This is a genomic window from Peptostreptococcus sp. (assembly GCF_036639115.1).
In the GTDB taxonomy this organism is placed as follows: Bacteria; Bacillota; Clostridia; order Peptostreptococcales; family Peptostreptococcaceae; genus Peptostreptococcus.
Genome location: NZ_JAVWJH010000007.1, coordinates 30,511 through 45,121, shown reverse-complemented (window position 1 = coordinate 45,121; position 14,611 = coordinate 30,511). Strand labels below are relative to the sequence as shown.

At 28.5% G+C, this 14,611-nt stretch carries 7 protein-coding genes; 6 read left to right on the top strand and 1 reads right to left on the bottom strand.

The annotated features are described in order from the left end of the window. Positions 1–403 precede the first annotated feature (403 nt). The 5 genes from RR561_RS08535 (at position 404) to RR561_RS08515 (ending at position 11,981) form a co-directional block, all read left to right on the top strand. Positions 404–2,434: a Cna B-type domain-containing protein gene (locus RR561_RS08535; protein ID WP_332507397.1), complete on the top strand. Its 2,031-nt coding sequence runs from the start codon at positions 404–406 to the stop codon at positions 2,432–2,434. Positions 2,435–2,453: 19 nt separating this feature from the next. Further along, a complete protein-coding gene (locus tag RR561_RS08530; RefSeq protein WP_332507395.1) occupies positions 2,454–3,158 on the top strand; it encodes a class B sortase in 705 nt (234 codons plus the stop codon). A 240-nt stretch (positions 3,159–3,398) separates the two neighbouring features. Then, entirely contained in the window at positions 3,399–3,905 is a 507-nt protein-coding gene (locus RR561_RS08525; RefSeq protein ID WP_332507393.1) for an AI-2E family transporter, read from the top strand. A 540-nt stretch (positions 3,906–4,445) separates the two neighbouring features. Beyond that, on the top strand, positions 4,446–6,647 hold the full coding sequence (locus RR561_RS08520) for a cell wall-binding repeat-containing protein (protein WP_332507391.1): 2,202 nt from the start codon (positions 4,446–4,448) through the stop codon (positions 6,645–6,647). A 522-nt stretch (positions 6,648–7,169) separates the two neighbouring features. After that, on the top strand, positions 7,170–11,981 hold the full coding sequence (locus tag RR561_RS08515; protein WP_332507389.1) for a cell wall-binding repeat-containing protein: 4,812 nt from the start codon (positions 7,170–7,172) through the stop codon (positions 11,979–11,981). Positions 11,982–12,176: 195 nt separating this feature from the next. On the opposite strand, the gene RR561_RS08510 is transcribed toward RR561_RS08515, so the two are convergent. Continuing rightward, on the bottom strand, positions 12,177–13,160 hold the full coding sequence (locus tag RR561_RS08510) for a choloylglycine hydrolase family protein (protein ID WP_332507387.1): 984 nt from the start codon (positions 13,158–13,160) through the stop codon (positions 12,177–12,179). 250 nt (positions 13,161–13,410) lie between these two features. On the opposite strand from RR561_RS08510, the gene RR561_RS08505 reads away from it, so the two are divergent. Continuing rightward, entirely contained in the window at positions 13,411–14,298 is an 888-nt protein-coding gene (locus RR561_RS08505; protein WP_332507385.1) for a diacylglycerol/lipid kinase family protein, read from the top strand. Positions 14,299–14,611: the final 313 nt, after the last annotated feature.

Sequence of the window (14,611 nt, the reverse complement as noted above, 5' to 3'; positions counted from 1 at the left end):
AATGGTTATATTTGAAAGGTTAGGGGGTGTGTACAAAAATATTGAAATCATCCAAAATAATATTTTCAAAAATTATATTATTTTGGTAATTATGTCTTTAAAGTAACGAAAAAATCATGAGTTAAAAAAGATCTTAGGAGAAATCATATAAGTCAATAAAAAATCTTTAAATTGTAGCAAAGATTTTTTGTTTTAAGCAATTTATTTAATTAATCATAAAAAATCCATTTTAAAAATATTTAAGTAAAAAACACTAAAAGGTATACAAAAATTAAAAATATTAATAGACGATATTTAAAAGTGTGCAAGTGTTCTTAGGAATATAATTTTTATTTAAAGGCTTATATTAAGATAAAAGTATGTTAATTTGTTTAAACATATTTACAAAGAAAGGATAAATATTATGTTGAAAAAAAACAAAAAACTAATATCTCTATTGCTAATCATGTTTCAATTAATGAACATAGTTAGTTTTCACTCCTTTGCATCAGAAAAAGATTCTGATGGTGTAACACTTGTTACTAAAGAAAATACCTATGAAAAAACAGGTTTTTTTAAACCGAGCATGTTTGGTATTGCTGGTGGTTTTCATTTGGTAGGTTTTAATAGTGTCAGTACAGGCTCTCATGTAAATGGAAATATACTTACAAAAAATTTGAATTATCAGTCCAACTTTGGAACAAAGGGTGTTGAAGAAGTCAGCTATATACAAGAAAAAATAGATAATACACAGGGGTTTCAAGGAACTTCGCATCAGCGTTCAGTTATTGTTGTAGGTGAAAATATAAAAACTGGTACAGCAGATAATGGATCTGCATGGTCTCTTAATGGAAATAAAGTAGATAAGCCAGAAAAAAGAACTAACGAGGATAGTTTATGGAAGGACAAGACTGAAAAATTTATAGATATAGACTTACTTGAAAACGAAATGATAGATTTAAGTAAAACTTTGTCTAAACATGAAAATAATTCTACATATATAGAAAATAACGATAAAAATAAACAGTCTATAAACATAAAAAATAGTGAAGTATTCAACATTTATAACTTGAAAAAAGGTGACTTTGATCTTTCAAATGATATAAATATATATGGATTTGATAAATCAAAACCAACTACATTAATAATCAATGTTGATATGAAAGATTTTGGAAACAGTTTTTCATTGAAAAAATCAGTAATTCATTATACAGATGGATCAACAGCTCCCACAGGTGAGGTATCAACTTGGCAAAATGCAAACGTTATATGGAATATATTTGACTCATCAAAAGATGATTATATGTTTAAAGGAAATATAACAAATCAAGATGCCATAACAGGATTATTACTTTCTCCAGGTGCAGATGTTAATATGACTAAAAATTTTAATGGTACAATTATAGCAAAAAATATAAAAAACTCAGGTGAAACACATAGAGATGATTATGTACCATCAAATATCAATATACCAGTAAAAAAAATCTGGAAGGGAAAAGCACAAAGTGAAGTAGAAATAACACTTCTGGCAGATGGAAAAAAAGTAAAAACTGTGACGTTAAATGATAAAAACGACTGGAAACATATATTTAAAGATCTTCCATTAGTAGACGAAAAAACAAATAAGAAAATCGAATATACGATAGAAGAGAAAAAGATAGATGGATATCAGACAGAGATAAAAGAAAGTAGAAAAGGTTTTATTATAATAAATACAAAGATTAAAAAGATAAAGACTAAAAATATACCTGTAAAGAAAATTTGGAAAGGAAAAGCACAAAGTGAAGTAAAAATAACACTTTTGGCAGATGGTAAAGAGATAGATAGAGTAACTCTAAGTGATAAAAATAATTGGGAACATGTATTTACAGACTTACAACTGGTAGACAAGTATACAGGAGAGAAGATAAATTATACAGTGAAAGAAAAAGAGATAGAAGGTTATAAGTCAGAAATAAAAGAAATAAAAAATGGTTTTATTATAATAAACACAGAAAAAGAAATACCAGGCTTAACTCAAATACCTGTAAAGAAAATTTGGAAAGGAAAAGCACAAAGTGAAGTAAAAATAACACTTTTGGCAGATGGTAAAGAGATAGATAGAGTAACTCTAAGTGATAAAAATAATTGGGAACATGTATTTACAGACTTACAACTGGTAGACAAGTATACAGGAGAGAAGATAAATTATACAGTGAAAGAAAAAGAGATAGAAGGTTATAAATCAAATATTAAAGAAAAAAAGGGAGAGTTTGTCATTACAAACACCGAATTAGATAAAAGTATTATTCCAATAAAAAAAATAAAGCAAATTACTAACCCAAGTGAAAAGAGTAGTATTTCAAATATAAAAACATCTAATCCAAAAACATATGACAAAGGTATTTTTTTTAGCGTAATAATATTAATTTTTGCGATTGTGGCGATGGTAATTATTTTCAAGATAAAAAGATAGTTAGTTAGAGGTTTAAATTATGAAAAAAATATTAATATTATTTGCAGAGATACTTATAATTGTTACGATTATAGTTTCAGTAAAAGATATAGCAAGTTATTCAAATAATTATATAAAAACAAAAAAAATTGAATCAAATTTAATGGAAATTAAAAAAAACAATGGTAAAAATATTATGAAAGAAGTATCAAAAAAATATGATGATGCTGTTGGATTTATTGAGATAACAAATACTAGAATTAGTTATCCGATAGTCCAATCAGATAATAATAGTTACTATTTAAATCATTCAATTGATAAAGAATATAACAGCAATGGAAGTATATTTTTAGATTATAGAAATAAAAATGATTTTACTGATGATAATAGTGTAATATATGGACATAATATGAAATCTGGAAAACAATTTCATGATTTGAAGATGTTAAAGTCACAAGAATTTTATAACAAAAATAAAAATATAAAAATTACTATAAATTCACTATCTAAAGTATATTTGATATATTCAGTGTATACGGCGGAACCAAATTATAGTTATAGGGAAATAAATTTTAATACTGAAGAAGATAAAATTCAATTTATAAAAAATACAAGTGAAAATAGTATTGTAAATGCAGATGATTTTATTATTAATAATGATATCAATAAAAAAAAATTAATCACTTTATCCACATGTTCAGATGACGGAACAGAGAGAATAGTTGTTCATGCTATAGAAAAATAATAATGTTTTTTAAATATATTGTTCTATAAATAAGAAGGAGTGCTCATACGAGTAACTCCTTCTTTCTTTTTAGTTGTATCTATAAATTCAAGTAAATTATTGTATAGATACTGCTTTTGATAGTAATATAAAGAATATTTATTACAATAAAAGTAGTAATGGTATATAATAAATGGATAGAGGAGATTATTTAACATGATTCATTATACGATGATTAAAATACTAGTTTAAGGAGGAGACATGGATAAGTATATCGAATATTTAAGGGAAGTTGTAATAGATGCTGGTATAGGTATAAAAGGATATGTGAAGGCTCAGCTTAAGCTGATGCTCGTGAGTTTTGTAGTACTGTCGATAGGCTTATATATTATAGGAATAAAATTACCTATATTAAAGGCGATGGGTATAGCAATAGTTGATGTATTGCCAGTTGTAGGAAGTGGTATAATAATGATTCCTTGGGCTATAAGCTTTGTAATAAGAGATCTAAATTCTATGGGAGCAAATGTAATTATTTTATATGTAATATTGGTAGTTTTAAGGCAAATAATAGAACCTAAAATATTAGGAGATAGCATAGGGCTTAGGCCTTTATATACGTTTGTAGCTACGATATTGGGAGGATTAATATTTGGACCTTTAGGTGTGTTTCTTGGTCCTTTAATAGGAATAATAATGAATTCTATATATCAAATTAGGGAAAGAGAAAAACTAAAAAGAAAATTCGAAGAAAATAATAAATATTAAAAAAAGAACTCTTTTCGGAGTTCTTTTTTTAATATTTGAAATTTAATTATAAAATTATAACTTATTACTTGAGTTTAAAAAGCTACCCTTAAGAGCGTAAATTTCATGATTATGTATAATTTAAAAGACGGGTTCGTTTTAAAGTAGTACTTAACTAAAATTTATGCTTTAAAAATATAAAAAATAATAGAGGATTATTAATTATTATAAGGCTTAGAATTTATTGACATATCTATTGATAATATTGATTAAAAAGATATTTAATTAATAAAATAATGTAAAAATAGATAATGTATTGAATAAAATAGGCTATGAGGATTGATGTTTTAATGTAATTATTATAAAAAAGGTTTTAAAAAAATTAGAATAAGATGTTTCTAATATGACCCATTAGGGTATATTTAGATAAAATCAGAAATCTTATTTTATAGTTTTTGAAAGTTATATTTTATTTACGTTTGAAAGGAAATAAAACAGGTAGGTTCGAGAAAATATTTAAATTAGAAATTATAAGAATATATTTTATATGAGGGGATGACAATGAAAATAAAAATCAGGAAAGCGTTATATGTAGGACTAGTGTCGAGTATGATATCTACAGCGGTAGTGCCAGCACTTGCAGCTAATGAGAACACGCAGTCTGCACAATCAACAGTAGAACTGGGGGATTCTACAAAAGACAAAGAGGATATTCTTCCAGAAAATATTAATATGTCGAGTACAATAAATTCTAAAACAGCAAGAATAAATCAAAAAATTATACAGTATATAGATAATGTAAATTTTGAAAATTATAAGGCAAACTCAGATAAAGAACTGGGTCTTAAAGAGGTTAAAATAAATATATATCCTTGGAATAGATACGATGATGCTGCAGAACTTGAGAAAATAGTGATACCTTGGACAGAAATAGAGAAAAAAATGCCAGATGGATCTTTTAAAGAGTTGTCTGGAGTTAGAATTATTTTAAATGGTTATTCAGGTATATATGATACCTTTATAAAAAAAGATTTTAAATATGATGGAAGTTCTAAAGAAGACATGATTTTTACAAGAAAAGAAATGACTGATTACATGGATAATAATCCGGATTATCAGAGGGCATATAAGGACTATCTAGAGGCTAATCCTGGAAAGTATAGATGGTCATACCAAATGGGTCTAATTGTTGTTCCTCTTGATAAAGATGGAAAAGAAATGACATTTAAAGATGGTATTACCAAGATGCAAATAGATGGACCAATAGAAGTTCACTATATATCAAAAGATGAACCAACATATGGTGATTGGGGCTTAAATAGAGTCCATGAGGGAACTTTACTAGATAATACTACGGGTGTAAAATACACAGATATTTATTATGAAACTTCTACTCTAAAAATTTCTCCAGATAAAAAAGAAAATCTTCAATCAAATGATAAGATTAATTTAGATTTAAATCTAAAAAATACATCAAAAAATGTGGTCAATAAAATGTTAGTTATGGGATATGATGTTGTAGATGGAGATGGTAAAGTAATAGAATCTAAGGAAATTTCGGATGAAGATGGATCTAAAAAATTAGTGACTGTTAAGCCAGGAGAAGAATTCAATACAAGTGAAGTATATACAATACCAGATGGATATAAGGGTAAGAAATTGACATTTAAGCCATATGTCTATGGAGTATATGGAGAGTACGATGGAAAAGAGCGTAAAGTATACTATAATCCAGATGAAAAGGAATACGACGAGCCAGTTGATATAATGATGAAAGAATCTACGTCAGGCGGAGGAAATACGGGTGGAGGTTCTGGCGGAGGTGGAGATACTACTTCAAAGAATAATGTAATACTAGCAAGTGGAGACAAGTACACTGATGTATTGGCAGCAACAGTTCTAGGAAATGAGAAAAAATGTCCAATACTTCTATCAGAGAAAAATCAAGTATCAGACAATGCTTTAAAAGAAATGAAAAGGCTAGATACTGATACAGTAATAATCTCTGGTGGACCAGAATCTGTGTCAGATAATGTAGTAAATCAACTTAAAAAAGAAGGATATGATATAAGAAGAATAGCAGGTCAAAATAGATACGAAACAGCTAGAAAAATAGGAAGTGAAGTGAGATTAACTACCAAGAATATGGACGAAGCAATCTTGGTAGATGGAACAAATTTCCCAGACGTAATTACAATGTCTGCTCTAGCAAATCAAAAGAGAGTTCCGATACTTCTAACAGAGCCAAAAGCACTTAATAATACAACAGAAAAAACATTAAAGGATTGGAATATTGAAAATGTAACTATAGGTGGAGAAAAAACTTCAGTATCTCAAAATGTTGAAAACTCAGTAAAATCAAATGTTAAAACAGTTGATAGAATTGGTGGGCATGATAGATATGAAACAGCCTACAAGGTTGCTGATGAAGTAAGATCTAAGACTAATAATAAAAATGATATGATTTTGGTAGATGGAACAAACTTCCCAGATGGAATCACGATTAGTTCACTATCTGCTAAGTTCAAAGCTCCTATACTTTTAACTACACCAAATACTCTTCATCCAACAACAGCAAAGGCAATAAATGACTGGACGATAGAAAATATACTAATAGGTGGAGGATATAATTCAGTTTCTAAGTCTATAGAAGATAATTTAGGAGCTAAAAATAAGGAAAGAGTAGCAGGAAGTAACAGATATAATACAGCAGTAGAAATATCTAAGAGATATACAAATTCAACAAGTTTAGGCAAAAATTAAAACAGATAAAAAGTACAAAAATATTATGCGATACTAAACATTTTTAATCAGGATAATTTAATTATCCTGATTTTTTTATTATTAAATTGTAATCGTGATTAAAATGAAATAAATGAATTATGCAAAGGGTTTAGATAATATATATAAAAAAATTAAACATTTTTGAGATATATTTTAAACAGTTAAAATACGAAATATTTTTATACATAATTGTAATACTCAAACAAAAATGATAGAATAATTGGAAAATAGCTATAATTTATAGCAAATTTTAACTATAAGCTTAAATAAAACAAATAAAGTTTAGTATTAATAAAAAAGTATATATACAAAAAAGTATATATACAAATTATAAAAAATATATAAGACAATTAAATATAACTGACTAGCATATGTAATCATGTAATAAAATATTTACCAAAGATTACAATCTAAATATAATAAAAAGTATTTAAGGGGGTGATTAAAACTAGAATTCAAAGAGTATGTTTTTAAAAAAAATTATGTATAGGAGGTTTTATTATGAAAAAAATAATTAATTTAATGCTTGCTGTTGCATTATTCGTGGGATCTGTGGGAAATACATTTGTTCCAATAACAACATATGCGGATGATTCTATTGAAGCAGTAAGTTCTAGTAATGCAGATCATGTGAAAATTAACTCTGAAGAAAATGTTTTCACAAAGGCTATAGAAGGAAATGAGAAGGATAATAATAATAATTTTACTTTGAATGACTCAATAAATGAAAACCGAGGAGAAAAAGAATCTTCAGGAATATATTCGGCATCTCTCTTACTTACAGATGAGGAAACATCATATTATGGTGGTGAAATAATAAATTTTTATAACAATATTTCAGTATCAGGGAATGTTGCAGATTTAGAAGAGGGTTCACATATAGTAATATCGATTCCGAAAAAGGACTACCAAAAGCCGGAATTAAAAAATATTTCAACATCACATGATTTAATAAAAAATGTTGAGATAAAAGAGACTGAAGACGATTGGCAAATAGTTACAACATATCATGAAATATATGGTGGATACACTGGAGCTACACCATTTAAGATTAACTTATTAGAAAGCAAAACTATAAATAAATCAATCAGTACAATAAAACAAGAGTTTTTTAATAAAGATGGTGACCTATTAGCAAAAGATTCTATCGATATAGAGGGAAAATCTGATATAGAAAAGCCTCGTTCATCGTATTATTCAGCAGAAAGGCTTACTAATGATGTTGATGAAAATTATGTAATTAAAGAAAGAGTTTACAATACTTTTACATGCGATAGTTTAAATGCTCCCCTAAGCAATAGAAATGATCCAAGAGACAGAAGAGTGTACGCAACTATACCTGAAGGTACAAAGGTAAGAGAAAATACGGGATGGATTTTTGAAGAGAGTACAAACAGATATTATAAAGATCTTAAAAGAAATGAAGTAACTATATCGAATCTAAGTATACAGCTCGATCTAGCTGGAATAAACCTAAGTGCTCACGATAGCTCTAACAAAGCCAAGGAAATAAAAGTGGACTTTAGTGTTCAAGCAGTTGTAGATGGAGAAGTGAAAAATGATTTGGGTCCAAATAATTGGAGTTCTTTAAGAAGGTACTATATTCTTAAGGAAGAACCAACAATAGGGGCAACAACATATATAACTAGTACAAAGTGGAATAAATTAATAGACAAGAACTATGATTCTGTCAATAAAAACTATTCAACTACTCGGACAAATAATTTTTCGATTCCTTATGACAAAGAAAAACTAGAAAATCAAAGGATAAGATATACATATAAAAATATAAGAAATCTTTCTATAAACAATAAAGTAGATGAAACTGATCCACAAAAACTATTATTAAAAAGTTCTAAAATAAATGTAGTGAACTTTGTAAACCCAAGAGAGGCGAGAGTTAGTGTAATAGGAAACTTGAGTGATGATGATTACAATAAATTGAAATCAATGCTTGATGGTACAAAAGTTTATGCCTACCAAAAAGATGGTAAAAAAGTTTTGATATCTGATAAAATGTCAGTAGTTAGATATGCTAATTATAATGATTCATTTACAAATGAAGGTTGGCAAAAATTCACAGGTGGAGAAGAGTTTACTTCAATAGAATTTGAATATCCAAATGAAGGTGTTACCTTTAATGGAAAAGATGAAATAAATAAGCTTTTTAGTTTGATACATACAGAGGTAATTGCTGACTTAAAGCCTTCAATTGTTGATGAACTAAAGGAAAAATTAGATAAAAATATGACACCGAGCCATGAAGAAAATTCATATGGATACTCAAACGGTAGCATAGATTACCACAAAAATTCAGGGAATCAAAATGCTACTACAGAAGCTTTTTCAATTTCGGACTACACAAGAGACACTGTAAACTTACAATATGAAGTTATAAAAGCTAATGATACAATATCGATAACGAATGGGTCAACTTTTTATACGGACGATGTAATAACAACTAGATTATCATATAATCATGAAAGGTATGGTAATTTCTTTGATGCTACACAACCAGAGAATATTAATCTATACTACCTTGCTCCAGATGGATTAGAGCCTATTAACGATCCAAATGTATTTGAAAGTATGGAGATAGTAAGGGGTTATAAACCTGGTTACAATTTGATAGTGACAAAGCCTAAAACAGTTAAGATACCAACTCTAACTGATAATGCTATTTCAAAAACTGCTCAAAATTATTATGAGTTGAGCTTTAAAGCAACAAACAGGCTATTGATAGGCGGGTATTCTATACATGCAGCCTTGTCAATTGATAATAATAAAATTGACAATAAAGATGGGAAGCAGTACGGAATACTACAGTTAGACACTCCTAATGGTCTTTGGAATAATATTTTAAAAGATGCTAAAAATAGACCAGAAACATCTGATAAGTTTACAAATCTAAGTGGACTAAAGGGAGCTTTCAAAATATACCCACCAAAGGTACTTTCTTCATTCAAAGAGGTAAAGATGTCTACTGAAGATGATGGTCATTATGGGTCTTCTACAGGCAAGAGAGCGACTATTGGTAATAATATTGATTATAGGTTAAAGTTTGTAAATAGTAGTACTCAGGCTATTGAAGAACTTTCGGTGATAGATATTCTTCCATATAATGGTGATAGAAGTATTGTTGCAGATCAAGATGGAAATTACCCAAGTAGAGAATCTAAATTTAAAACACCTTTGATAAGCGTAGAAAATCAAGAAAAATTTGATATCTATTTTTCTACAGAAGCTCCAAAAGCAACGATAGAAGAAAATAAAAATGTTGATTGGAAAAACTCAGTTGAAGATATGTCAAAGGTTACAATGATAAAAGCAGTACTTAAAAAGGGACAGTCAGTTAAGGTAGGAGAGACTGCAAATATTATAACGCATAATAAAATAGAAAATAACAATTCAATAGCAGATGGAGAAAAAGCATATAATAGCTTTGCAATATCTGTAAACAATGAAAAAACGTATATAGAGGCTTTAAAGGTAGAGGTATCAGTTAATTATGATAAAAAAGATATATCTCTGGAAAAAGTAGATAAATACGATCATGATAAAAAATTAGAGGGAGCAAAATTCTCTTTATATGATAATTTGGATAAAAAACCTATTCTAGAGAACCTAGTAACAAATAGAAATGGGATGGTAACAGTTCCAAATCTAGAGTTAGGTAAGAAATATTATATCAAAGAAACAAAGGCACCTGAAGGGTATGTTAAAGACAAAGATGTAATAGAATTTACTGCTACAAAGGATTTAAATAAAATTCAAGTTGAAAATGTAATAAAACAAACCCCTTTAGAACCAGCAAAAATGGATATAAGTGTTAATAAAAAATGGGTAGGAGATAAAAAAGAATCCGTAAATATAAAGTTACTAGCAAATGGAATAGAAAAAGGATCTGTTACACTTAATGAGGAAAATGAATGGAAGCACACATTTAAAAATATGCCAGTAGTAGAGAATGTATCTGATAAGGAAAAAATAAACTACACAGTTGAAGAAGTTACTATAGAAGGATATGATTCTAAGGTCATAAAAAAGAGTGATAATAACTTTGAAGTTTTAAATGTATCTCAAGAAAAGGTAAATATTCCAGTAGAAAAGAAATGGGTTGGAGGAAAAGCTAAAGAAGTAGCTATCAATCTGTTGTCAGATGGTAAATCTACAGAAAAAATAATGATTTTAAATAATGATAATACATGGAAAGATCAGTTTAAAGATTTACCAAAGTATGATAAAGAAACGGGTGAAGAAATTAAATATACTGTTTCCGAAAATAAAGTGAACGGATATAAAGAGAAGATAGAAGGAAATTCTAAAGATGGCTATATTGTTACTAATACTAAAGAGTCCACAGGTGGTGGAGGAGGGGGAATAACTCCTAAAAAATATGTAATAATTGCAAGTGGAGATAAGTATACTGATGTATTGACAGCAACTGTCTTGGGAAATGAGAAGAAGTGCCCAATACTTTTGACTGATCTTGATCAGGTTTCTGATAATACAATGAAGGAAATAAAAAGACTTAATGTAGATGAAGTAATTATCTCTGGTGGACCTTTATCTGTTTCAGAAAAAGTAGTTTCTCAATTAGAAAAGGCAGGCTATAATGTAAGAAGAATATCTGGTAAAGATAGATATGGTACAGCCGAAAGAATTGGCGATGAAGTAAGGCTTACAAATAGCAATAAAAAAGAAGCTGTATTAGTAGATGGGACTAATTTCCCAGACGTTATTACACTTTCTACACTAGCAAATGAAAAGAGAATACCGATACTACTTACTCAGCCAAAGGAACTTAATAAGATTACAGATAAATTATTAAAGTCTTGGGGAATAAATAAAATCACGATTGGTGGAGAAAAAACATCAGTGTCTCAAAATGTGGAAGATACTGTAAAATCAAAAATATCTAGTGTTGATAGAATAGGTGGTCAAAACAGATATGAAACAGCCTATAAGGTTGCCGATGAAGTAAGAACTATGACAAATAACAAAAAAGATATGATTCTGGTAGATGGGACAGATTTCCCAGATGGAATAACAATCAGTTCATTAGCGGCTAAGTTTAGGTCACCAATACTTTTGACAACACCAAACAATGTTCATCCAACAACAGACAAAGCAATAAATAGTTGGAAGATAGAAAACATGTTAATAGGTGGAGGATACAACTCTGTATCTAAGTCAATAGAAGATGATTTTGATATCAAGAGCAAGGAAAGAGTAGCAGGAAGCAATAGATATAATACAGCAGTAGAAATATCTAAGAGGTATACAGATAGCAAAACTTTAGGAAATAAATAGATAATATATATGTAATAAGACTAAAAAAGGGAACCGTACGGTTCCCTTTTTATTTTTATAGGTATATTTTTGAAGTTTTATATCATTGATACTCTGCAAAAGCTAAACTTTAGATTATTAATGCTTTGTTGAAGTAATATATAAAAACTTTAGGTTTCTATATTGCTATATGGATATAGATTTTCAAAAATATATTTATACAATACTCTCAGAATGGAAAGAGTCATCTATTTCTAAAACTACTAGTTTATTTTCATCAAGATCAAAATCCAAAAGTGAAAATGATCTTATATTAGGATTTCTATATGTTTTAAAATAGTAAGTTAAATCTTCATGAGATATAGAAGAAACGTATTGAGTATAATCAATTGTATTATGAGCTGTTTTGACGCTACCCTTAGTTATCATAACATTATTTAAAATAGCAAAAGATGCAATTAAAAGGTCATCTTTTGAGTCTTCCATTCTACAACTTAATTTATTGAACACCGCTCTGACAAATCTTGATGGTGGAGTATAATCCCCAGGGAGTCCAAAGCTTCCACTTCCTTGTCCAAAAGGTTGAAGAGTTAGATCATTAATTTTTCTTGGATTTAGTTGATTGATATCAAGAGCAATATAGTTTCTCATATTTGTATAATGCCAGTTCAAATCAGGGCTATTTGTAAGCACACCCACTTTATTTTCTTCTACCACCAACTCTCCATCAAGAGGTTCAACTATAATAGATTTGCCAGTAGCATCTGTAATCACCCAGTGAAGAGGTGCAGCTTTGGCGATAAACTCTAAGACATAGCTTACGATGTTTATATTTTGTATGTTTTTAATAACATCCTCTACATTTTTTGATGAAGCCAAGATCCAGTGCAAAAATTCTTGTGGAGCAAGGTTTATTTTTTGCTTATCACAATCTTCATTATACTTTGCATAACCTTCAAAATAAAGGGCCGCACACGATAAACCATGTTCGTTGATTCCATCAGCAAGATAATATTTTCCTACATCTTTACCCAGACCAGAAAAAGCAAAATGATTATTCATTGGATTCTCGTAAATAAAGTCAACACTATAATTTCTAGGAAATACAAGTGCCAAGGGATTTAATTCTAAAGAAAAATCCATGGTTCTTGCAGAAAGTAATTTTGAATTTTTGTTTTTTAATACGATGTGTGTACACATAATAAACCTCCTTATTGGTATAAAATTTTATTTCACAAAAGTTAATAATTATAGGTATTCTAAAGATACATATAATATAATCTTATTATATAGAAAGATAAATATCAATATATATGTGCGTAAGATAAAAAAGAGATTAAGAGATGATAAATTTGTGAATATATAGGAGTATAATCATGAATAATTTTAGTTGAAAATAATAAGTTTTAATTTATGGATGGCTACACAAACACAGGTAAGGAGGTTTTATATGAAAAGAGCATTATTGGTTATAAATCCTAGTGCAGGTCTTGAAAAAGCAAAAAAATATGAAGATTTTGCAATAGAAAAATTAGAGGGTTTATTTGATGAATTAACTATAAAGTATACCGAAAAATCAGGTGATGCATCAGCATTTGCCAGCCAAGCAGCAAAAGATAGTTATGACAGCGTATTTGTAATGGGTGGAGATGGAACGGTAAATGAAGGTATAAATGGTTTGGCTGAACATGAACATAGGCCAAATTTTGGATTTTTTCCACTTGGTACAGTGAATGATTTGGCAAGAGCTTTGTCTATTCCATTAGATCCACAAAAGGCAATTGAAGGATTAGATTTATCTAAGAGTAAGAAAGTAGATATAGGAAAGATAAATGATAAATATTTTATGAATGTTGTCGCAATTGGGGTAATTCCAGAGGCAGTAAATGATGTAGATTCCAGTAAGAAAACGAGACTTGGAAGATTTGCTTATTTTGTATCTGGATTTAAACAGTTTAAAAATACGCAATCTTATGCTTTTTCTATGCTTGTAGATGGTGAGGAAAAACATATTCAAAGTAGTATGATATTGATAGGATTGACTAATTCTATTGGAGGATTTGAACAAATATTACCAAATGCAGTAGTGGATGATGGTATGTTGCACATGATATATTTAAAAGATGAAACGATACTTGATACTATTAGGACATTCCCAGATCTTTTAAAAGGGGTAGATACTTCTAGTAATTATGTTGGATATCTACAGTTAAAACAAGTAAGTATAAAATCAGATGATGAACACGAGCTTGCTACGAACATAGATGGAGATGAAGGCGACAAACTTCCAATTGATATAAGAGTGCTACCAGCTCATATAAATGTATATTGTGGGTAAAATTTAAAAAAAATTATATAATTAGAGTCTTATAGTGAAGAGTTATCATTTAAAAAATGATTAAAAGTGCCATTTATATGGTGCTTTTTTTATGAAATCTATTCTTATTATCTTTTGTATATAAGTTTTTAATATTATGAAAAATATGAATAAAGAATGCATAAACAAGTAATAGAGAACTTGCTTTTGTAATTTTAAAAAAAATATCATAATACAGAGGTTTATAAAGTAGAGAGCTCCTTTTAAGAAGGAAAAACTTATTTTATAAAATAAAAAAATGAAAAAAATACTCATAATATGTTATACTAAAGTA

What these genes read in the sequence shown, in the direction of transcription:
- RR561_RS08535 (WP_332507397.1), top strand. Translation starts at nt 404, where the DNA reads ATGTTGAAAAAAAACAAAAAACTAATATCTCTATTGCTAATCATGTTT.
- RR561_RS08530 (WP_332507395.1), top strand. Translation starts at nt 2,454, where the DNA reads ATGAAAAAAATATTAATATTATTTGCAGAGATACTTATAATTGTTACG.
- RR561_RS08525 (WP_332507393.1), top strand. Translation starts at nt 3,399, where the DNA reads ATGGATAAGTATATCGAATATTTAAGGGAAGTTGTAATAGATGCTGGT.
- RR561_RS08520 (WP_332507391.1), top strand. Translation starts at nt 4,446, where the DNA reads ATGAAAATAAAAATCAGGAAAGCGTTATATGTAGGACTAGTGTCGAGT.
- RR561_RS08515 (WP_332507389.1), top strand. Translation starts at nt 7,170, where the DNA reads ATGAAAAAAATAATTAATTTAATGCTTGCTGTTGCATTATTCGTGGGA.
- RR561_RS08510 (WP_332507387.1), bottom strand. Translation starts at nt 13,160, where the DNA reads ATGTGTACACACATCGTATTAAAAAACAAAAATTCAAAATTACTTTCT.
- RR561_RS08505 (WP_332507385.1), top strand. Translation starts at nt 13,411, where the DNA reads ATGAAAAGAGCATTATTGGTTATAAATCCTAGTGCAGGTCTTGAAAAA.